Annotated in this window: 16 protein-coding genes; 7 read left to right on the top strand and 9 right to left on the bottom strand. The window is 58.4% G+C overall.

Going from position 1 to position 22089, the window contains the following annotated elements; genetic code table 11:
* Positions 1 to 125 precede the first annotated feature (125 nt).
* Genes ACIOVB_RS07890 through ACIOVB_RS07870 form a run of 5 tightly spaced genes read left to right on the top strand, consistent with a single transcriptional unit; the run spans position 126 to position 8463 of the window.
* Positions 126 to 2387 carry an EAL domain-containing protein gene (locus ACIOVB_RS07890; RefSeq protein WP_401266447.1) on the top strand — a complete coding sequence of 754 codons (2262 nt, stop codon included), beginning with the start codon at positions 126 to 128 and terminating at the stop codon, positions 2385 to 2387.
* On the top strand, positions 2384 to 4255 hold the full coding sequence (locus tag ACIOVB_RS07885) for a bifunctional diguanylate cyclase/phosphodiesterase (protein WP_187680198.1): 1872 nt from the start codon (positions 2384 to 2386) through the stop codon (positions 4253 to 4255). The genes ACIOVB_RS07890 and ACIOVB_RS07885 overlap by 4 nt, the downstream gene beginning before the upstream one ends.
* A 43-nt stretch (positions 4256 to 4298) precedes the next feature.
* A complete protein-coding gene (locus tag ACIOVB_RS07880) occupies positions 4299 to 5252 on the top strand; it encodes a cytochrome-c peroxidase (RefSeq protein ID WP_187680199.1) in 954 nt (317 codons plus the stop codon).
* Positions 5249 to 7063 (top strand): DAHL domain-containing protein, encoded by a 1815-nt coding sequence (locus ACIOVB_RS07875; RefSeq protein ID WP_401266444.1) that lies wholly within the window; start codon positions 5249 to 5251, stop codon positions 7061 to 7063. Before ACIOVB_RS07880 ends, ACIOVB_RS07875 begins: the two co-directional genes overlap by 4 nt.
* Positions 7060 to 8463, top strand: a complete 1404-nt coding sequence (locus ACIOVB_RS07870) for an ATP-binding protein (protein ID WP_401266441.1) — start codon at positions 7060 to 7062, stop codon at positions 8461 to 8463. The genes ACIOVB_RS07875 and ACIOVB_RS07870 overlap by 4 nt, the downstream gene beginning before the upstream one ends.
* 7 nt (positions 8464 to 8470) lie before the next feature.
* Here the strand turns inward: ACIOVB_RS07870 and ACIOVB_RS07865 are convergent, their stop codons facing one another.
* Both ACIOVB_RS07865 and ACIOVB_RS07860 read right to left on the bottom strand, forming a co-directional pair.
* Positions 8471 to 9796 (bottom strand): APC family permease, encoded by a 1326-nt coding sequence (locus tag ACIOVB_RS07865; protein WP_401266438.1) that lies wholly within the window; start codon positions 9794 to 9796, stop codon positions 8471 to 8473.
* A gap of 283 nt (positions 9797 to 10079) precedes the next feature.
* Positions 10080 to 10901, bottom strand: a complete 822-nt coding sequence (locus ACIOVB_RS07860; protein WP_401266435.1) for a carbon-nitrogen hydrolase family protein — start codon at positions 10899 to 10901, stop codon at positions 10080 to 10082.
* A 125-nt stretch (positions 10902 to 11026) separates the two neighbouring features.
* Here ACIOVB_RS07860 and ACIOVB_RS07855 point away from each other — a divergent pair, with 125 nt between their 5' ends.
* Positions 11027 to 11827, top strand: a complete 801-nt coding sequence (locus ACIOVB_RS07855) for a LuxR C-terminal-related transcriptional regulator (RefSeq protein WP_187680203.1) — start codon at positions 11027 to 11029, stop codon at positions 11825 to 11827.
* Between the two features lie 108 nt (positions 11828 to 11935).
* Complete coding sequence (locus ACIOVB_RS07850; RefSeq protein WP_401266432.1) at positions 11936 to 13555, top strand: FMN-binding glutamate synthase family protein; 1620 nt, start codon at positions 11936 to 11938, stop codon at positions 13553 to 13555.
* Between the two features lie 84 nt (positions 13556 to 13639).
* On the opposite strand, the gene ACIOVB_RS07845 is transcribed toward ACIOVB_RS07850, so the two are convergent.
* The 7 genes from ACIOVB_RS07845 to ACIOVB_RS07815 all read right to left on the bottom strand — a co-directional run bounded on the left by ACIOVB_RS07845 (position 13640) and on the right by ACIOVB_RS07815 (position 21534).
* Positions 13640 to 15055: a glycosyltransferase family 39 protein gene (locus tag ACIOVB_RS07845; protein ID WP_401266429.1), complete on the bottom strand. Its 1416-nt coding sequence runs from the start codon at positions 15053 to 15055 to the stop codon at positions 13640 to 13642.
* 43 nt (positions 15056 to 15098) lie between these two features.
* Complete coding sequence (locus ACIOVB_RS07840; protein WP_401266427.1) at positions 15099 to 16040, bottom strand: YbhN family protein; 942 nt, start codon at positions 16038 to 16040, stop codon at positions 15099 to 15101.
* Complete coding sequence (locus ACIOVB_RS07835) at positions 16037 to 16777, bottom strand: SDR family oxidoreductase (RefSeq protein WP_401266424.1); 741 nt, start codon at positions 16775 to 16777, stop codon at positions 16037 to 16039. Before ACIOVB_RS07835 ends, ACIOVB_RS07840 begins: the two co-directional genes overlap by 4 nt.
* Entirely contained in the window at positions 16774 to 18090 is a 1317-nt protein-coding gene (locus ACIOVB_RS07830) for an FAD-dependent oxidoreductase (protein WP_401266421.1), read from the bottom strand. The genes ACIOVB_RS07835 and ACIOVB_RS07830 overlap by 4 nt, the downstream gene beginning before the upstream one ends.
* Positions 18087 to 19556 carry a UbiA family prenyltransferase gene (locus ACIOVB_RS07825; protein ID WP_401266418.1) on the bottom strand — a complete coding sequence of 490 codons (1470 nt, stop codon included), beginning with the start codon at positions 19554 to 19556 and terminating at the stop codon, positions 18087 to 18089. Before ACIOVB_RS07825 ends, ACIOVB_RS07830 begins: the two co-directional genes overlap by 4 nt.
* Positions 19553 to 19915, bottom strand: a complete 363-nt coding sequence (locus tag ACIOVB_RS07820; RefSeq protein ID WP_187680211.1) for a GtrA family protein — start codon at positions 19913 to 19915, stop codon at positions 19553 to 19555. Before ACIOVB_RS07820 ends, ACIOVB_RS07825 begins: the two co-directional genes overlap by 4 nt.
* Positions 19916 to 20112: 197 nt before the next feature.
* A complete protein-coding gene (locus ACIOVB_RS07815) occupies positions 20113 to 21534 on the bottom strand; it encodes an amino acid permease (RefSeq protein ID WP_401266415.1) in 1422 nt (473 codons plus the stop codon).
* Positions 21535 to 22089: the final 555 nt, after the last annotated feature.

Genomic DNA, 22089 nt, shown 5'->3' with positions numbered 1-22089 from the left:
CGAAGTAACGGGACGCCAACTATGCTCAATAGGTTGAACGACTCCGTCGGTCTTCGAACAGGCCTGTGCCGAGGGAAACGGATGCTCCCGATGACAACACCATATGACCCCATGGTCGGTGCGGCATGAACCTGCCCCCCGCGCTCGTCAATCGACGTGTGCTGATCGTCGATGACAGCCCGGCGATCCATGGCGACTTCGCCAAGATTCTCTGCCCCGCCACCCCGGCGGACGACGGCCTGGGTGAGACCGAAAGCCTGCTGTTTGGCACCCCGTCTGCGGTACGGACCCCGCATTTCGAACTGGACTCGGCGTTTCAGGGCCGTGAAGCGCTGGACAAGCTCAAAGCCGCGCTGGCCGACAATCGCCCCTATGCCATGGCCTTTATCGACATGCGTATGCCGCCGGGCTGGGACGGGCTTGAGACCATCGAACGGCTGTGGCAAGTCGACCCCAAGTTGCAGGTCGCCCTCTGCACGGCCTATTCCGACTATTCCTGGGAAGACATCGACCGGCGCCTGGCGCTGAACGACCGCCTGCTGATTCTGAAAAAGCCCTTCGATGCGATCGAGATCCGCCAGATGGCCAGCGCCCTGACGGTCAAATGGCAAATGACTGAAGACGCCGCGCTGAAAATGAACCTGCTGGAACAGGCGGTTCAGGCGCGCACCCGGGAACTGTCCGACGCCAATATGATCGTGCAGAACAGCCCGACCATCCTGTATCGACTGCGCGGCGACCCGTCGTTTGCCTTGATGTATATCTCCCACAACATCACTCGCTACGGCCATGTCGCGGCGGATCTGGTGGGCTCACCGAACTGGGCGCAGGCACTGATTCATCCTGATGATCAGGCCAACGTCGATGCGGCCATGGCCCGGGTACTGGATCGGCACGCGTCGGGCGCAACCATCGAGTTTCGTCTGCGCACCGGCCAGGGCACCTGGCGGTGGGTAGAAAACCGCTACATACCGGTACGCGATCATGACGGCCGGCTGCTTGAAGTCGAGGGCATCATTCTGGACATTACCGAGCGCCGTCTGGTCGAGGACAAACTGGCGTTGCTGGCCCGCTCCGACGGCCTGACGGGGCTTACCAACCGCGCCACGCTGATCGAGCGCCTGCACCAGGCGTTCGCCGCCGCGCGCCGTGGCGCCATGCCGTTCGCGGTGTTTTACCTGGATCTGGATCACTTCAAGCGCATCAATGACACCTTGGGGCATCCGATCGGCGATCTGCTGTTGCAGGAAGTCGCCCGGCGCATCAGATCCAGCGTGCGCGAAAACGACATCGTGGCGCGTCTGGGCGGCGACGAGTTCGCGATTCTGCAACTGGACGTCAGCGACCCGACCCAATCGGCCGCCATGGCCACCCATATCCGCGACACACTGCTGGCCCCCTACAACCTGGCCGGCAATGCCCTGCACATCTCGGTCAGCATCGGCATCAGCAGTTACAGCGCCGTCAGCCTCGACGCCGACAGCCTGCTGGGGCAGGCCGACATGGCGCTGTACCGCGCCAAGGAAATGGGCCGCAACCAGTACCACTTCCACTCAGAGGAGATCTCCCGGGAAGTGGCGGAACGCATGACCATTGTCAGCGAATTGATGACGGCCCTCGAAGGGGATGAGTTGAGGCTGCATTACGCACCGGAGATGGACCTGCACAGTGGCAGGATTCTGGGCATGGAGGCGCAAGTCCTCTGGCAGCACCCACGCCTCGGCCTGTTGCCGGCCAGCGCCTTCGTACCGGCAGCGGAAAGAACCGGCGCGATCATTCCTCTGGGGCGCTGGGTGCTGGATCGCGCCTGCCGCCAGATGCAGATCTGGCGCGACGAAGGCGTGGCACCACCGGTGATTGCGATCAAGCTTTCTCTGGCCCAACTCAAGAGTGGTCACGAGCTGATCTACGACGTTCTGCGCACCACCGCACGATGGGAACTCGCGCCCTGGGACCTGCGTTTCGATGTCACCGAGGCCACACTGGCCCAGACCAAGTGGACTCACAACGACGCATTGCCGCGTCTGCGTGAACTGGGCGTGACCATTGCCATCGATGATTTCGGCACCGAATACTCCTCGTTCGATTACCTGAAAACCTACCGGGTCAATCACCTCAAACTCGCCCAGCGCTTCATCGACAGCGCAGCCCAGGATGCGGCCGGCGCCAATGCGCTGCGCGCCATCGTCAACTTCGCCCGGGATCTGGACATTGGCATCATCGCCGAAGGTCCGCCCAAGCCCGAACAGCATTTCGCGCCGTCCACGGTCAGTCCCCTGCCCAGTGCGCAGGGGCTCTACTTCATCGAGGCGGTCAGCGCCGAGGAGGCTGGCCAACTGCTCAGAGACGGATACAAGGCGGCGGACCCGCAGGAGGGTGAAGAATGAGCGCAGCATTCGCACAAACCAATCGGCGCATCCTGATCATCGATGACACACCGGCGATTCACGACGACTTCCGCAAGATCCTCGCCCCACAATCGCCGGACGATGCAGATCTGAATCAGCTGGAACAGACGCTGTTCGGCACCCGTCTGACGACGCATCTGACCTTCCAGCTCGACTCCGCCTACCAGGGTCAGGAAGGGTTGGCGCTGGTTCAACGCGCGCTCGCCGAGGGCAACCCGTACGCCCTCGCCTTCATAGACATGCGCATGCCGCCCGGCTGGGACGGTCTGGAAACCATCGAGCAACTGTGGCGCGTCGATCCGAACCTGCAAATTGCCTTGTGCACGGCCTATAGCGACTACAGCTGGGAAGCCATGGCTGAACGCCTGGAGTTCGGCGACCAGTTGCTGATCCTGAAAAAGCCGTTCGACAGTCTGGAAATCCGCCAGATGGCCAGCGCCCTGACGTGGAAATGGCAACTGGCCCAGGACGCAGCGCTGAAGATGCTCGGCCTTGAGCAAAGCATCGAGGCGCGGGTGCATGAACTGCTGAAAGTCTCGCACCTGCTGCAATACGACACCCTCACAGGTCTGCCCAACAGCACCCTGCTCGGTGATCGCCTGAGCCATGCGATGGCCGTCTGCCGGCGCCATGACAAGCAACTGGTGGTGATGTTCCTCGGCCTGGATCGGTTCAAGCGCATCAACAATGCACTGGGCCATCCGGCGGGCGACGAGATGCTCAAACGGGTCGGCCAGCAACTGTTGCAGTGCGTCCGTGAGTCAGACTCGGTCTTTCGTTACGGTGGCGACGAGTTCGTGGTGATTCTCAGCGACATCAGCCATCCCCAGCAAACCCGTGGCATTGCCGAAAAAGTGCTCGCCGCCATCCGCCTGCCGCAGACGATTGCCGGTCATGACATCAGCGTTACCGCCTGCCTGGGCATCAGCGTCTATCCCGATGACGGCCTCGAGGCCATCGAGTTGATCAAAAAGGCCGAAACCGCGATGCGCAACTTCAAGGACAACGGCCCCGACAACATCGGTTTCTTCATCGATGCGATGAACCAGCGCGCCCGCGAACAGCAGAGCATCGAGTCGGGCATTCGCCGGGCCTTGCAACAGCAGGAATTCGTCTTGCACTACCAACCGAAAATCGATCTGCGCAGTGCCAGAGTGGTGGGTGCCGAGGCATTGGTGCGCTGGCAGAAACCGGGCCACGGCCTGGTCTATCCTTCGGACTTCATTCCGGTGGCCGAGGACAGCAAGCTGATCGTGCCGCTAAGCCAATGGGTGCTGGGCGAGGCCTGTCGCCAGACCCGGGCGTGGCAAGTCGCGGGACTGCCGACCATCCGCATGTCGGTGAACATTTCGCCCATCGACTTTCGCCAGCGTGACTTCGTCGAAAACGTCGAGCGGATACTCGAGCAAAGCGGTCTGGCCGCCGATTGGCTGGAGCTGGAAATCACCGAAGGCGTCCTGATGCAGAACGTCGAGGCGACGATGACCGTGCTCAATCGCCTGAAGTCGCTGGGGACACGACTGGCCATCGATGACTTCGGCACCGGTTATTCAAGCCTGAGCTACCTGCGCCGGTTTCCCATTGATGTACTGAAGATCGATCAGTCGTTCATTCGCGGCCTGAGCAACGACAGCAACGACGCCGCCCTCGTTAGCGCCATTATCAGCCTGGGCAAGAGCTTGCGGTTGAACGTCATCGCCGAGGGCATCGAAACCGCCGAGCAACTGGCTTTTCTCAAGACCCAACATTGCGAAGAAGGCCAGGGCTACTACTTCAGCAAAGCCCTGCCGCCCGATGCGTTTGCACATTTGCTCGCCGGCGCAGGCCCCGCGCCATGGACGGTGTGATGAACAGCCCGACACCGGCCTCAAGTCTGGAAGACGTTTACCCATGAGCTTTTTGCGCCACGCCATCGTATTGGCCCTCTGCGGACTCTGTGCCAGCCCTCATGCGGAACCGCTGAACGAGCCGCTCAAACCCTTGCCGCCGGTGGTGCAACAGGATGCCCGGCGGGTTGAACTCGGTCGCCGGTTATTCCACGAGCCACGACTGTCGATCAACAACACGCTGTCGTGCGCCAGTTGCCACCAACTGGACAAGAACGGTGCCGACAGCCGTGCCTTTTCACTGGGTTTCGACGGCAAACCGGTGGCCTTCAACACGCCGACAGTGTTCAACGCCGCCCTGAACTTCCGCCAGTTCTGGGACGGCCGCACCGAGACGCTGGAGGAGCAGACCAACGTTGTCATCACCAGCCCGCATGAGATGGGTAGCGACTGGAACACTGTGGTCGAGCGCATCGCCAAAGACGCCGATTATCAGCGGGACTTCGCCGCCAGTTACCCGAACGGCGTGACCAAGGCCAATATCCAGCAAGCGCTGGCCACCTTCGAACGCACCTTGCTGACGCCCGACTCCCGCTTCGATCAATACCTGTTGGGCAACACCGACATCCTGACCCTGGAGGAAAAGTACGGCTACCAGCGCTTCAAGGAATACGGCTGCATTGCCTGCCATCAAGGGGTGAACATCGGCGGCAACATGTTCCAGAAATTTGGCGTGTTCGGCGACTACATCGCCGATCGCGGCAACCCGACCGGAGCCGATCAGGGGCGCTTCAATGTCACCGGCGACGAAGCCGATCGTGCCGTGTTCAAAGTGCCGAGTCTGCGCAATGTCGCGCTCACTGCGCCGTACTTTCACGACGGCTCGGCGCCCACCCTCGAACGGGCCGTGGACGCGATGTTCCAGTACCAGTTGGGGCGCATGCCCAGCGAAGAGGACAAAACACTGATCATCCTGTTTCTCAAGACCCTGACCGGCCAATGGGAGGGCAAGCCATGAACACCATCTCACGTCGCGGCAGCCTGCTGTTGCTCACACTGGTGGTTGTCGTGCTGGCCTCGACGCTGTTGTTTCTTTACCTCAAGTCCAGAACCGAACAGACCATGACCTACACCGAGTCTCGGGATTTGATCCGGCAGATCAAACAGCAGAACGCCCTGTGGGAAAATGAGGTGCTCAAAGCCAGGGTGGCGATCTCGTACAACTACGACCCACTGGTCTCGCCCATGAACGAAATGACTCGACTGTGGCAGCGCTTCGATTCTCTGGAATCCGGCCATGGTCGCAATGACTCGGCGCAATGGAGCGTCGCCCACGAGGGCTACCGGCAAGCGACGCAGGAAAAAATCCGGCTGGTGGAACAGTTCAAATCGCACAACGCCTTGTTGCGCAACTCTCTGGCGTTCCTGCCGACGGCCGAAGACGATATCCACGCGCAACTGGCCAACCTGTCTGATTTCGACAAACTTCAGTTGCAGAACATCATCACCGACACCTACGACCTGCTGCTCAGTGCTCTGGAGTTCTCCCAGGTCACCTCCGCTGAAAAGGCCGCCGACATTGAGGTCGGGCTGAACAAACTGGCGGTGAATGCACAACGCCTGCCCGAGGATTTTCAGGCGCCGATCAGGATCATGAGCAATCACATCAAGCTGATTGCGCGCGAGCAGCCGCTGGTCAATCAGTTGCTGGAAAGCATCGAAGCCGTTCCCGTGGCCGAGCGTCTGGACACCATCACCACCATGCTTGACCGGGATCAGCAGCGGGTCGACGTCATCGAGAGGCAATACCACTTTTACCTGTTGCTGTTCGCCGTGCTGCTGATGCTGTCATTGATCTGGCTGACCGTTCGCCTCATCCGCAGCTTCGCCGAGATCAACCGAGTCAACACGGCTCTGCAAACCGCTAACGATGCACTGGAGCAACGGGTCGAGGAACGCACCCGCGAACTCAAGAATGCCCAGCGCGAACTGCTCGACGCTGCGCGTCAGGCCGGCATGGCGGAAATCGCGACCAATGTGCTGCACAACGTTGGCAATGTGCTCAACAGCGTGAACATTTCTTCCGACCTGATCGCGCGAAAGCTGCGTGCCAGCAAGACGCAGGGATTGGGCAAGGCGATGCAATTGATCAACGAGCATCCGCACGATCTTGGCCATTTTCTCAACGAGGATGCCAAGGGCAAATTGCTGCCCGGTTACCTCAATCAACTGGTCGGCGCGATCGCCCTGGAACAGCAGGAAATGGTCGACGAATTGAACCAGATGAACAAAAGCGTCGACCACATCAAGGACATCGTCGCCACCCAGCAGTCCTACGCTGGGGCCAACAGCATGACCGAGCCGCTGTTTATCAACGAACTGCTCGAGGATGCCCTGCGCATGAACGCCGGGGCACTGACCCGACATCACGTTACGGTGGTCAAGGAATACGCCGACGTGCCCCAGGTGATGGCCGACAAACACCGTTTGCTGCTGATCCTGATCAACCTCATCAGCAATGCCAAATACGCGATGTCCGACCTCAGCAACCGCCCACGCAACATGACACTGGGGGTAAAAGTCGTGGAGGAAGACTTCCTCGAAATCAGCGTCAGGGACGATGGCGAGGGCATCGCGCCGGAGAACATGACGCGGATCTTTGCCCATGGCTTCACCACTCGCAAGGAGGGCCACGGTTTCGGCCTGCACAGCTGTGCCCTGGCGGCCATCGAGATGAACGGCCACCTCACCGCGCACAGCGACGGACCGGGCAAGGGTGCGTTATTCACCCTGCAAATTCCTCTGGTCAGCGTCACGGAGAACGCATGAGCGAGCTTTCGAACCGTCGCATTCTGCTGATCGACGACATGCCGTCGATTCATGAGGACTTTCGCAAGATTCTCGCTCCGGCGGCGCCACACTCGGTGGAGCTGGACGAAATGGAGACCGCGCTGTTCGGCACCGAGGCCCGCCCCCTGCGCCCCTTGTTCGAGCTGGACTCTGCCTACGGCGGTGAAGAAGGTCTGGGCAAACTGGTTCAGGCCATGCAGGAACAACGTCCCTACGCGCTGGCTTTCGTCGATATGCGCATGCCCGATGGCTGGGACGGCGCGAAAACCATCGAGCACCTGTGGCAACAGGATCCGCAGTTGCAAGTGGTGGTCTGTACCGCGTATTCGGATTATTCCTGGGACGAACTGCTGGAACGTCTGCACGCCCATGATCGGCTGCTGATCCTGAAGAAGCCGTTCGACAACATCGAAGTGCAGCAGATGGCTAACACCCTGCTGACCAAATGGCAGATGACTGAACGAGCCTCACTGCAAATGCACCAACTGGAACATCTGGTGGATCAGCGCACCGCGCAGTTCAAGCAGGCCAGCGAAGAACTGCAGCGAGAGATCGACGAGCGCAAGCAATTGGAAAGTCAGTTGGTGCAGTCGGAAAAACTCGCCTCACTCGGGCAATTGGCAGCGGGCGTGGCCCATGAAATCAATAACCCGATTGGCTTCATTTCCTCCAACCTCGGCACGCTGGACGGCTACTTCAAACAATTGCTGACTGTGCTTGATGCCTGCCAGACGCTCGATAACGCCGCGGACAGCGAAGCTGTGACACGGCTGGCGCAATTGCGCACAGAGGTCGAACTGGATTTTATGCTTGAAGACATTCCCGTGCTGATCCGCGAATCCAAGGAGGGCATCGGTCGCGTCGGGCAGATCGTCAAGGATCTGAAGGATTTCTCCCGGGTCGATTCCAATCAGCAGTGGCAGTGGGCCAATCTGCAGCAAGGCATCGAATCGACCCTGAACATCGTCGCCAGCGAACTCAAATACAAGGCCGACGTGATCAAGGAGTATCAGGCATTGCCGGATATCGAGTGTCTGCCCTCACAAATCAATCAGGTGATCATGAACCTGATAGTCAACGCCACCCAGGCCATGGGGCCGGAGCGTGGCACCATCACTTTGCGCACCGGGCAAGCGCAAGACACCGCCTGGGTTGAAGTCGCCGACACCGGATCGGGCATCGCGCCGGACACCCTGCAAAAAATCTTCGACCCCTTCTTCACCACCAAACCCGTCGGTGAAGGGACCGGGCTTGGCTTATCCCTGTCTTACGGCATCGTGAAAAAACACGGCGGAAACATATCGGTGCGCAGCGAGCTGGATGTGGGCACCACATTTCGTGTCGAACTGCCGATGCGCCAGAGCCGACCCGCTGCCTGAAGGCGCCTCAGCTGGCTTCCTGGAAATCCATTTCCGGTGGCTGGCGACGGAAACCACCGGTCAGCACCGCCAGATACACCACGCCAATCGCCAGCCAGCTCAGGCCGAGCCAGACCGCCAGATGATCGAGGCTGACCATCAACCACAAGTCCGCGACCAGACCAATGAGCGGGAAAACCAGAAACAGCACCAGCTCACGCAGGCCCTTTTTTTCGCCGCCGATCCAGTAGTGAAAAATCACCGACAGATTCACCAGACTGAACGCGAGAAACGCGCCGAAGTTGATGAACGAGGTGGACGTCGTCACGTCGAGTTTCAGCGCCAGCAAAGCCACCACTGCGCAGAGCAGGATGCTGTTGACCGGCGTGCCAAAGCGCGCGTGCAGCGTGCCGAAGAAGGATTTCGGCAACACCCCGTCGCGACCCATGGCAAACAGCAGTCGCGAACCACTGGCCTGCGCCGAAAGCCCCGAGGCGAACTGGCCGACAATCAGGCCGATGAGGAAGATCGAGACGAACAGGTCGCCGCCGATATTGCGCGCGATTTCATAAGCCGCCGAGTCGACGCTGTCGAACTGGAACGACGGGTGGGCGATCTGCACAAAGTAAGACACACCGACGAAGATCAGCCCGCCGATCAGGGTGATCAACATGATCGCGCGAGGAATGGTGCGGCGCGGATCGCGGGTTTCTTCCGTGAGGGTGCTGACCGCGTCGAAGCCCAGAAACGAATAACAGGCGATGGCCGCGCCGCTCATGATCAGTGGCATCTGCATGTCGCCGTTGAAGAACGGTTTGATCGACCAAAGCGGCGTACTCGCGTCGCCACCGATGTAGTGCACGCACAGGGCGACGAAGGCGATCAGCACCAGAAACTGCACCAGCATCAGCAAGGCGTTAATGCCGTTGGCCAGTTTCAGGCCGACGATGTTGATCGCGCTGGTGATGCCGATGAACGCCAGTACCCAGATCCATTGCGGGATCGACGGGAATGCCGAGGTCAGATAAGCGGCGCCGATCAGCCAGATTGCCATTGGCAGAAACAGATAATCGAGCAGCACCGCCCAACCGGCGATAAAGCCGAGTTTCGGGCTGATGGCCTTGCGCACGTAGCTATAAGCAGAGCCGGCGACCGGGAACGCGGCGGCCATGCGACCGTAGCTCATGGCGGTGAAGAACATGGCGACCAGCGCCGCCAGATACGCGGCGGGCACCATGCCAGCGGTGGATTGCGCGAGGATGCCGAAGGTGCCGAGGACGATGATCGGCGTCATGTAGGCGATGCCGAACAGCACCACCGACCCTAGCGAAAGGGTGCGTTGCAAACGAGCCATGGGCGACTTACTCCGAAATATTATTGGATTTATGGCAGAGCCGAGTTCGGCGAATGTTGCGGGTTTGTTTTGTTGTTTTGGTGTGACTGAAATATTTGTACGACTTGAGATCTTTCCCCCTCACCCCAGCCCTCTCCCCCAGGGGGGGCGAGGGGGAAAGGGGGCAGATTTTTGTCGCTTTCAAGCCCCGAGTTCGGCTGGATATCTCAGGTCGGTGTACTTCGAAAAAGCGACTCGGTCAGTCCCCTCTCCCACCGGGAGAGGGTTAGGGTGAGAGCAGCGGTTAACCGGCAGGAATCAACAACTCCCGAACACCCGAAGACCGCACCACCACCTCCCCCGGCAATTTCAACCGCTGATCATCCAGATAGCGGTAATCCCTGCGCGCAATCTGCAACTGGCTGAAATCCAGCTCAACCGTGAACTGTCCTTCTTCACGCCCCGCCTCAAACAGCAAAGTCCCAAGCGGATCCACCAGCGCGCTGCCGCCGGCAAACATCAAACCGTCATCCCCTGCTTCCACCCGATTGACCATCAACGCGAACGCCTGATTCTCCTGCGCGCGTGCCATGATCGCGGTGCGGTGAGTCGGGCCGTACGGGTCCATGTTGCCGTTGGTGACAATCAGCAGGTCAGCGCCGAGCTGTGCAAGAGCCCGGGCCGTTTCCGGGAATTCGATGTCGTAGCAGATCAGCAGCCCCACCCGCACACCGTTCCACACGCAGGTCGCATAACGGTCACCGGCCTCGAACACACCGCGATCCGACGCCCACAGATGCGTCTTGCGATATTTCAGGGCGATGCCATCAGGGGTGATCAGCAGCGTGGTGTTGTAGAAGCGCCCGTTGTCGTTCTCGGCCATGCCGATCACCACAGCGATGTTGCGTTCGCGGGCGGCGGCCAGCACCGCGCTGACGGTCGGGCCATCCACCGGTTCAGATGTTTGTGCGACGGTGTCGGCGGTCGGGAAACCCATCAGGTGGGTTTCCGGAAACACGATCAGTTGCGTGTCGGCTGCACAAGCCGCAATTGCCGCCAGGGCGCGCTGGAGGTTGTAGGCAGTGCCATTGTCACGGCCCGCCAGTTGGGCGAGTTCGACTTTCATCTGTGATCCTTGTTTTGTGTGCCGGGCGCTGAAAGATTGCCCGGTGCCTGTCTGTGGGCCAGTATGCGCAGCAAGCAACCGGCCAGGGAATCACGCGGCCGGGGTAACCCGATAGGGGTAGATCGATGACACTTTCGTTTGACGACATCACCTGGCACCGCGCCGTCGGGCAATTGATCGATGCGCTGGACAAGCCGAATTTCTGGGCACAACTGGTGCGTCTTCTCGATCAGTACGTGCCGTTCGATAGCTGGGTGGCGTTGCTGTTCAGCGCCGATCAGCACCCGCAAGTCTTTGCCGAATGCCCTGGTGAAGACGGTAGCCCTGATCAGTTGTTCCAGGATTATCTGCGCGGTCTGTACCTGCTCGACCCGTTCTACATCGCCTGCCGCGAGCAATCGCGCACCGGGTTGTATCGCCTCTCGGAAGTGGCACCGGAGCATTTCGAGCTGACCGAGTATTACCAGCGATACTTTCGTCTGAATGTGGTGGCCGACGAAATCCAGTTCAATTGTCAGCTCCAGGGTGAACGCACGTTGTGCCTGTCGCTGGGCAGCAAACAGCGTTTTACAGTTGAACAGATCGCGCTGTTGTCGCTGATTCAGCCGTGGGTATTAGGCTTGTTGCGCCAGCGTCTGCCTTACGAAATCAATGAAACCGTGTCCCTCGCGGCCTCACCTGCTCCGGCGGATTGGCGGGTGCAACTGGAAGCTTCGGTGCAACAACTCAAGGGCGCGCAACTGACCGCCCGGGAACTGGATGTCGGCCGCTTGATGCTCAGCGGTTGCTCGAGCAAAGAAATCGCTCGTAAGCTGGAAATCTCTGTAGAAACCGTGAAAGTCCATAAGAAACACATGTACAGCAAGCTCGGGATCAAGTCCCAGTCCGAGTTGTTTTCGATATTTCTCCAGGCACAAAACGCCTGAAAAGATCGCAGCCTTCGGCAGCTCCTAAAGGGGCAAGCCATGCATCTAACTGTAGGACTGCCGCAGGCTACGATCTTTAAAACCCGAGTCCGAACCCAAGGAAACCGTATGAGCCTGTCACTCCTGAGCCGCTACGCCTTCTTTGCCGTCTGCGTGATTTTCACCCTCGCCAGCCTGCCTTTTCTCGAACACGACTGGCTGTGGCCAATCACCGCTGTGACCGGCGTATTGAGCCTGATCGGTATATTCGACCTGCTGCAAAGTCCGCACGCGGTGCGGCGCAATTACCCGATCCTCGGCAACATCCGTTATCTGGTCGAAGGCATCCGCCCGGAGATCCGCCAGTACCTGCTGGAGTCCGACAGCGACGCCCTGCCCTTCTCCCGCGCCCAGCGTTCGCTGGTGTATTCGCGGGCGAAGAATGAAAGCGCCGACAAGCCGTTCGGCACGCTGATCGATGTCTATCAGTCCGGCTTCGAATTCATCGGCCACTCGATGCGCCCGGCGCCGTTGAGCGACCCGAGCAGTTTCCGCGTCACCGTCGGCGGCCCGCAGTGCACTCAGCCGTACTCGGCCTCGGTGTTCAATATTTCGGCGATGAGCTTCGGTTCGCTCAGCGCCAACGCCATTCGCGCGTTGAACCAGGGTGCGAAACTCGGCAACTTTGCCCACGACACCGGCGAAGGCAGCATCAGCCCGTATCACCGCGAACACGGCGGCGACCTGACCTGGGAGCTGGGCAGCGGCTACTTCGGCTGCCGCACCAGCGACGGCCGTTTCGACCCGGAACGCTTCGCCGTTCAGGCGCAGAATCCGCAAGTCCGCATGATCGAAATCAAGATGAGCCAAGGTGCCAAACCGGGCCATGGCGGGATTCTGCCCAAGCACAAAGTGACCAAGGAAATCGCCGAAACCCGCGGCATCATGATGGGCGAAGACTGCGTCTCGCCATCCCGCCACAGCGCGTTTTCCACGCCGCTGGAGATGATGCATTTCATCCAGCAATTGCGTGAACTGTCCGGCGGCAAACCGGTGGGCTTCAAGTTCTGCCTCGGCCATCCGTGGGAGTTCATGGGCATCGCCAAAGCCATGCTGGAAACCGGTATCCTGCCGGACTTCATCGTGGTCGATGGCAAGGAAGGCGGCACCGGCGCCGCGCCGGTGGAATTCACCGACCACATCGGCGTGCCGATGCGCGAAGGCCTGCTGTTCGTCCACAACACCCTGGTCGGCCTGAACCTGCGCGACAAGATCAAACTCGGCGCCAGCGGCAAGATCGTCAGCGCCTTTGACATCGCCAGCGTGCTGGCCATCGGCGCAGACTGGGCCAACTCCGCGCGCGGCTTCATGTTCGCCATCGGCTGCATCCAGTCGCAAAGCTGCCACACCAATAAATGCCCGACCGGCGTCGCCACTCAGGATGCGTTGCGCCAACGCGCACTGGTCGTGCCGGACAAAGCGCAGCGGGTATTCAACTTCCACCGCAACACGTTGAAGGCCCTGGCTGAAATGCTCGCGGCGGCCGGGCTGGACCATCCATCGCAACTGTCGGCCAAGCATCTGGTACGACGCATGTCGGCGACCGAGATCAAGCTGTTCTCGCAGTTGCATGTGTTTTTGAAGCCGGGGGAATTGCTCACCGGGGAAGTGAACGGAGAGTTCTATTCGCGGATGTGGCAGATGGCGCGGGCGGATAGTTTTGAGCCGCAGGAAGTGGTGGCTGCTTGAAAGCACACTGGCGCCACTGATGGCAGATTTGGCGCCAGTTCCCTGCTTTCAAATTTTGAGAAACAAGTAAACAGGCGCATTGACTTATTTGTAAGTCAATGCGCCTGGCTCACACCCCTGCGTCCCGTTTGATTTGAGCAATGCAATCGAAGTTTTCTGATATTCCACCTTTTCTACGACCATCACATCCAACTGATCGGAATAATCGCGAAGCCGATCGATATCCAGTATGTAAAAACAGTGTGGCGTACTATGTTCTTTTATTTCAGCCAACAATTTTTCATAGGGAGCAGCACGAACAGGCGAACCCAGAATCTTTAAATAATCAGAATAAACCGAATCACCATATACAGGGATATTTCTAGCATCCTCGATTATCTTCTTCACTGGCGACCGGAGATCATGCTCAATTCGCAGCTTACTATACTCAGGACTCGCCAGATAAGAAGACACTGACATCACACAAACAAACCCCAGCAACAGCCACCGAACAAAATTCTCACGCACGAGATTAAAGCCAAAGGACACAAGCACTATAATGACCGGCATAAAGACAATCATGTTTCTGGGTGACAATATTGGCGTATAAAACAATGACCGAAGCCACGCCATTGTAAAACCTAAAAACCACCAGAGCATCAACACCTTTAACGAATCACTCTTGTCTGCCTGCACAAAAAGTTTGGCTAGTGCAAACACCATAAACATCCCACAGAGCAATACCACTGACAGATCCCCGAACAGCAGAACAAAAATTTCTATTAGAAAATCTTCGTTCGGTTTTTGTATCCATGTGTCAGTCCTCCTGAGATTGATCAACACATAAGAAAACAAGGGAATTAACGAGAACAAAATGATTAACCCGGCAGCACCACCTGAAATAAGCAGGCGTTTATCGACACCCGCCCGCATCGAAAAATAAAACAATAGAACAAACTGAGTCATTACCATAAAGAAGCCAAAATAATGAGTATTTACTAGCATCGATGCAAAAACCGCATAAACCACTACTGCCGGAGCATTCTTTTTTTCGATCAGCCTGAGAAAAAACAAAAATGACATCACTGCCAAAAAAACCAATAGGCTATAGGATCTTGTATCTCTAGCCGCCGCAATAAAAATAAAGTTAACCGCACTCAACAGCGCTGCAATTGTGCCAACGCGCTCATTGAAAAGTTTTTGTCCCAGGCAATATATTGCTGGAAGCAGTGCCACGCCAAAAACAACCGAAAGTACCCGCCCCACACGTTCTCCGTAATCGAAAACATGAAAAACAAGCCAAAGCAGAATCTGGTAGAAGGGAGGATGAACATCTTCGACCGTCACATGAAAAACTTCACTCAGGCTGTGATTCGGATCACTTACGTTGACGCTGAACACTTCGTCAAACCACAAGCTTTTCCCAAACAAATCATAGCTACGCAACACGGTGCCAAGCGCAACAATGAGCAACAACAGGGTGTATTTGTTAAATAGCTGTTTACTTCGTTTTGAAAACATGGCCGCTCCGACTATCCATAGTTAATGTCCGCGTGTGGAACCGTCATTGCTTGCTATAGGCAAGCATCACAGCCCCCAACCCCACCGCCAGCCACAACGTCACCAACCGCAACAAAACCGTCGCCGCAATCGCATCAGGCAATGCCACGCCGCCCGATACCAGCAACGCCACCATCACCGCTTCGGCACTGCCCAACCCGCCAGGCATGAAACTCAAGGCACCGGCCAACATGGCAACGGCATAAATGAACATCGCGGACGTCAGAGGCACATCCGCACCCATGGCATTGAGAATCCAGTAAAACGCCAGCGCTTCCAGCCCCCAGGCCAGAACACTCAAAAGCGTCGCGCCAATCTGGCGGCGTGGGGTGTGGCAACTATGGGACTGGTGCAACACTTGAACGACATGACGCAACAAACGGGGAAACCAACCGTTCCTTTGATCGACCCGTCGATCAAGAGCACCGACAAGTGCTGGTCGGGATACCAGCAATACGCCGCACACCAACAGCACCAGACAGGCAAAGATCATCGAAAACCATTCGGGATGCGCGCTCAATCCGAACAGGGCCAATGCCACCATTGCCATCAAGTCCGACAGGCGTTCACTGAACAGTGCGGCAAAACTGTGTGGATACGGCACATCCCAACGCTTGAGCAAAACTCCGCGCAACGCCTCGCCTGCCTTGCCGGGGGTGGTGGTCAGGGCGAATCCCGCCAGATAGATTTTCAGACTTGGCCACCAGGGCAGCGGATGGCGCAAGGCATTGAGGTAGACCTGCCAGCGCAAAAAACGCAGACCGTAGCCGAGTAGCACCAGCCCGACGATTTGCCCTCCCTCCCCCCAGCCCACCCGACTGAGGGCCGCGCTCACGGCCGGCCACCCGCCCCACAGGGAAACGGCCAGATATGCAAGGGCGGAACAGACCACCGAACCGATCAGAACCCGATAGCGCCACCCGGAGAGCATCAGCGCCTGGCTCATAGATTCAGCCTCTTGAAAATCGGCTGCGGTATGGCCCGAATCAACCCCATGATCCACGCCCAGAATCCGGGCACATAAAGTACCGCCGCCTTGCGCTCGATACCCGCGACGATGCGTTGCGCGACGCTATCCGGTTGCGCCACCAGCAACGCCGGTAGCGCCAGCCCACGGGTCATCGGTGTATCGACGAAACCGGGTTTGATGGTGATCACATGCACACCCGATTTGAACAAGCGCGCGCGCAAGCCTTCGCAAAATGCGGTAACTGCGGCTTTGGCTGCGCCGTACAGATAGTTGGAAGGACGTCCGCGATCCCCGGCCACCGAGGAAATCACCGCCAGGGTGCCGCGATGCTGAGCGGCCATGCGGTTAGCCAACAGCGTCAACAGGGCTATCACCGAACTGCCGTTGTTGGCGAACTCCCTTAAGGCTACCTCAACGCTTTGTTCGCACTCGCGTTGATTCGGCAAGGAGCCATAGGCAATCAGACAGATATCCACCGTCTGCAACGCTGCCATACAGCGCTCGAACATGACGGCGTGCCCGGCAGTATCGCTGACATCCATCTCATAGGGAGTTACCGCTCTAGCACCTCGGGCTTGCAGGTCAGCGCAGGTTTGCTGCAGCTTTTGCCCATCCCTGGCGACGAGAAAAAACTCGCTGCATTCAGCCGCCCAAAGTCGTGCGCACGCACTGGCGATGGCCGATGTAGCGCCCACAATGAGTATTTTTTTCATCGGATGACTCGCTGCCAGAAACGGGAAATCAGGGCCGGGTCGCGCATTGCTTCCACTTGCTCCCAGGCGGGATAGGCCTGGCGAAAATCGCTGCCGCTCATATGTGCGTCCTTGGCCGGGTACAAACGGCCATGCGCTTCGCGGACGATGGCGTCGAGACGCGGCAGAAGTTTTTTTGTCAGGGCACTGTTCTGCGGGAAATCCAGTGCCAGTGAGATGCCCGGCATTGGAAAGGACAGCAGCCCGGGGGAAGCCATATCGCCACAACGTTTGAGCACCGCGAGAAAGGAGCCGGCACCGCTGCGGGCGATGGACTTGAGCAGTTCGGCCAATGCCGCCTGCGCCACCGCGCTCGGCAAAACACACTGAAACTGCTGGAAGCCTTTGCGTCCGTATATATGGTTCCAGTGCTCGATTCGATCCAATGGATAGAAAAACGGGCTGTAGGCGACCGTCCGAAATTGTCGGGTTGTCGGTTGCCGGTTCCAGTATTGACGGTTGAACAGTTTCAAAGTGAGCGGATTGATCAGCGACACCGGAGGCCGGATCGGCATGTGCAGCGAACGCGGCACTGCGGCCTGAAGCGCACCCGTTTCGCAATGATCCCCGGCGGTAAAGACACCGCGCCCTTGCGCACTGCCACTGGCCAGACAGTCGATCCATGCAACGCTGTATTCGTGCCGGGCATCCATTTCGGCCGACAGGGCAAAAAAGTCATCCAGCCCGTCAAAGCGCACCCGCGTGGTGTCGATCAGGCTGGTCTGGACCTTGCGCAAGCGAAGGTTCACCCAAGTGATGACGCCGGTCAGGCCCAGTCCACCGATTGTGGCGGCGTACCATTGGGGATTCTCCGTTGGCGAACAGACCATGGGCGATTGCTGGGACCGGTGCAGACCGAAACTCACCACCGAATGAGCAAACGTCCCGCACCGGTGATGGTTTTTGCCGTGCACATCATTGGCCACCGCTCCGCCCAGCGTCACATGCCGCGTCCCGGGCGTAACTTGCAAAAACCAGCCGTGCGGGATGGCCAGTTGCAGAATCTCGCCCAGGGTCACCCCGGCCTCGGCGCAGATCTCACCGTTCTCCCAGTCAGCCTCGATGAAGCGACTCAAGGGACGTAACTGCAACACATGATCACTGACGGCCAGACAGCTGTCGCCATAGCTGCGGCCATTTCCGAACGGCAACGTGCTGCCGTGGGCCTCGATCAACTGCTGCCACTGCAGCTCCACGTCAGTTTGCCAGTGGCAGGGATGGCCGGTTTGCGGTGCATCGGGGTAGGCTCCCCAAGAGGTCAGTGCCGGCTTCATGCCGCCACCCAGAAAATCAGCGTAAACACCGCGCCCATCGCCAGACTCAAACGATCGCGCAATGCGAACACCACCGGGTCGTCATTCATTCGGCCGCGATGGGTGAGTAGCCAGATCCGGGTGATCCAGAGCAACAATACGGGGCATGCCAGCCAGATCCATCGAGGATGTGCATAGAGCGCAGTGGTCGCGCTGTCATGGATGTAAAGCGCCAGCACCATGACGGCGAGATAACCGGACGCTGCACCCAATGAAGAGAGCATCGCCAGATCGGCGGGAAAGTAATCGCGGCCACCGGTTTTCCCGGTGATCCCGCTGTGCAGCGCCACTAACAGTTCGGCATAACGCTTGACCAGCGCCAGACTCAAAAACATGAACATGGAGAAGGCCAGCATCCAGCCCGTCAATTCGAGCTCAAAAGCGGCGCCACCGGCAATGACGCGCAGGGTGTAAAGCAGGGCCAGGGCAATCACGTCGAGCGCCATCAGTCGCTTCAACACCAGTGAATAAACCAGCGTCAGTGCGTAGTAACAGGCGAGCACCGCGACGAATGCCCGAGGCAGGCAAAACCAGGCGCCAGTAAAGGACACCAGCAACAGCAAAGGAAAAACCATCAATCCGGACTTGATCGACAAAGATCCACTGGCGAACGGTCGATGGCGCTTGGTCGGATGCTTGCGATCATCGGCAAGGTCGAGCAGGTCATTCAGGATGTACACACCCGATGCACACAACCCGAAAAATACGAAAGCCAGCACGCCGTGCCACAGCGGCAGCGGGTTGGCCAGTTGATGGGCGGCGAGCAGAGGGACAAAAATGAGCGCGTTCTTCACCCATTGATGAATGCGCAAGGCTTTGTACCAACTTCTGAAGCTGGTCGTGTCAGAGCGAATCACCTGGACAACGTTGCCCAAGTGCCGAGTGGCATGCTCGACACCCGCTAACGGATTGACCACATAGGCTTGCCTGGCCGAGCGCCATATCGGCAGATCGTCTAACGAATTACCGACGTAGTCGAACCCTCCTTCACCGTACAGCGTGACCAGCACATCACGTTTGTGCATTCCCGACAGGTTGCGCTCAAGGGTGGTCCCCAACACCTCATCGAACACCTTCAGGTGTTCAGCAATGCGTACTGCCAATGAATAATGGCTGGCCGTGGCCAAGACTATTTTCCGGCCGCTTTTGCGTTGCCCCTCAATCATCCAGAGTACGTCGGGATCGTAGGGCAGCGTGGCGACATCGATTTCCGTCGATTGCGCCAATTGCTCTTTCAAATACGCCTTGCCATGACTGAGCCAGGCCAAAGGTTTCAGACATTGGGACGGCTTACTGCGGATAAAGGCCATTGCGCATTCGAACAGCAAATCGGACTTGAGGAGGGTTCCGTCCAGATCGACTACGAAGGGCAGTGAAGTCACGCAAGACTCGGACGTCAGGGGGTAATCCGTCAGTGATACGTTCATGTCTGACGCTCACGAAACAATACAAAACGGAAAAAGCAGTACCCGAACAAGATATTCAGCAACGAAAACGAAGCCACGGTCACTAGCCCGGGAAGATTACGGGCATCAGCAATCACGCCCACGCCGAAACTCACGGCCCCCATCAGGCCGATAAACATCAGGTAGACGAACACCGACGTTTCTCGCTCGAACGTATAAAGCGCATTCACGTAAAACGAGAATGCCGCGGCCACACAGAACGCCGCAAAATTGCTGGCCGCCTGATCAAGGCCAACCGCAGTGCGGAGCACGAAGAATATTTGCCAGTGGATAAGTGCATCGGCCACGCCGATCACGCTCGTTGCGGAAAATCCTTTCATGCCCGTTCCTTGCCGTTGCCACTTGCCGGGCTTTCAAGCTAGGCCAAGGGGATGGGCCGGTCTACTGTCAGAAATTACAGGTAGGCGGGTGATTCCGACCAACGGTCATGCCTGCTTTACCCGCCCCGCGACCGGGTATCACCCACAAAAAAGCCCCGATCTCTCGACCGGGGCTTTGCTGTTTCAGCCTCTGCAAACTACGAAACCGAACGCACCGCGCCTTGCGCCGCGTTGGTCGGTTGCAGCTTGAACACGTAGAACAACACGGTCAGCAGCACCAGGAACACAGGGCCCACGTACAGGGCAATGCGCGTGTCCGGGAAGTACGCCATCAGGCCGACCACCAGCACCAGGAACGCCAGGGCAAAGTACGAACTGACCGGGTACAGCCACATCTTGTATTTGAGGCCGGCACGTTCGCTGGCACTCAGGCCTTTGCGGAATTTCAGTTGCGCCAGCAGGATCATCACCCAGGTCCAGATCGCGCCGAAGGTGGCGATCGAGGTTACCCAGACGAAGACTTTTTCCGGCACCAGATAGTTGAGCAGCACACCCAGCAGCAGCGCAAAAATCGACAGCAGCAGCGCACGACGCGGCACACCGTTGTTCGACGTCTTGGCGAAACCGGCCGGGGCCTGACCATTTTGCGCCAGGCTGTAGAGCATGCGCCCGGTGCTGAAAATGCCGCCGTTGCAGGACGACAATGCAGCGGTGATCACCACGAAGTTGATGATGCCGGCGGCCGTCTTGATGCCCAGACGTTCGAAGGTCATCACAAACGGACTGCCCTGGGTGCCGATTTCATTCCACGGGTAGATCGACAGAATCACGAACAAGGCGCCGACGTAAAACAGCAGAATCCGCCAGAACACCGAGCCGATCGCGTTGGGGATGGTCTTCTGCGGGTTCTTCGCCTCACCGGCGGTCAGGCCGATCATTTCGACGCCGAGGTAGGCGAACATGACCATTTGCAGGGACATCAACACGCCCTGAATGCCGTTGGGCATGAACCCGCCGTGGGCCCACAGGTTGGAAATCCCCAGTGCCACGCCATCGTTGCCGAAACCGAAAGCGATAATGCCGACGCCACCAATCACCATGGCAATGATGGTGACGATCTTGATCAGGGCGAACCAGAACTCGAACTCACCGAAGGCTTTCACTGCGATCAGGTTGATCGAGCCCATGCTGACCAGCGCCGCTAGCGCCCAGATCCAGCGCGGTACGTCGGGGAACCAGACGCCCATGTACACGGCCACGGCGGTGATTTCCGCCACGCAGGTCACCAGCCACAGGAACCAATAGTTCCAGCCGGTGAGAAAGCCCGCCAATGGGCCGAGGTAGTCTTGTGCGTAGCGACTGAACGAACCGGCCACCGGGTTATGCACAGCCATCTCGCCGAGGGCGCGCATGATCACCAGGATCGCCAGCCCGCCAAGAATGTAGGAGAGCATGATCGCCGGGCCAGCCATTTCGATGGCCTTGGCCGAACCTAAAAACAGACCGACGCCGATACAGGCACCGAGTGCCATCAGGCGAATATGCCGTTCGCCGAGTTCGCGTTTGAGCGGACCGCCCTGAGCGGTTTCGCCGTGAGGCAGGTGATTGCCAACTGGCATAGGGATACAACCTCGTCTTGTTATTGGATATGACCACCGAGTATCGAAGCGTCGGCCGATAGGCCTTGGCTGGCAGGAAACCGCGCCTGCTTCGTGGGCAGACGCGTCTTGCAGGACAAACCTTCAAGATCAGCGGGGCGTGCAGTATAAAAAGCCTTCTGCAGGCGTTTTCACTCTATAAACCACAACATTCAGCGACAACTCTCGGTAAAAGTGGGGTTTTCGGAGAGGCATTAGCTGGTTTACGTAGGAATACTCGCCACAGAAAAAGGCGCCGAGTATTGCACAGCATTGGTGCATCGTCATGCCCTGGGGTTTGGTGGTATTGCTCTGGCAATGGCTCTACCCCGCGGATCTGTCCGGGGTCCCTGTGTGGCGAGGGGATTTATCCCCGATGGCCTGCGCAGCAGGCCCAAATCCAGAGAATGCGGTGTGCCTGAATATATGAAACCTGAGGTTGTGGGGCTGCTTCGCAGCCCATCGGGGATAAATCCCCTCGCCACGGGTACAGACCTTTACCAATCCTTCACACGATAAGGAAAATTCACTCAGCAG

Source organism: Pseudomonas sp. NPDC087639 (genome assembly GCF_044743385.1).
In the GTDB taxonomy this organism is placed as follows: Bacteria; Pseudomonadota; Gammaproteobacteria; order Pseudomonadales; family Pseudomonadaceae; genus Aquipseudomonas.
Note: the sequence above shows the minus strand (reverse complement) of the source record. Positions and strands in the feature narration are given on the sequence as shown.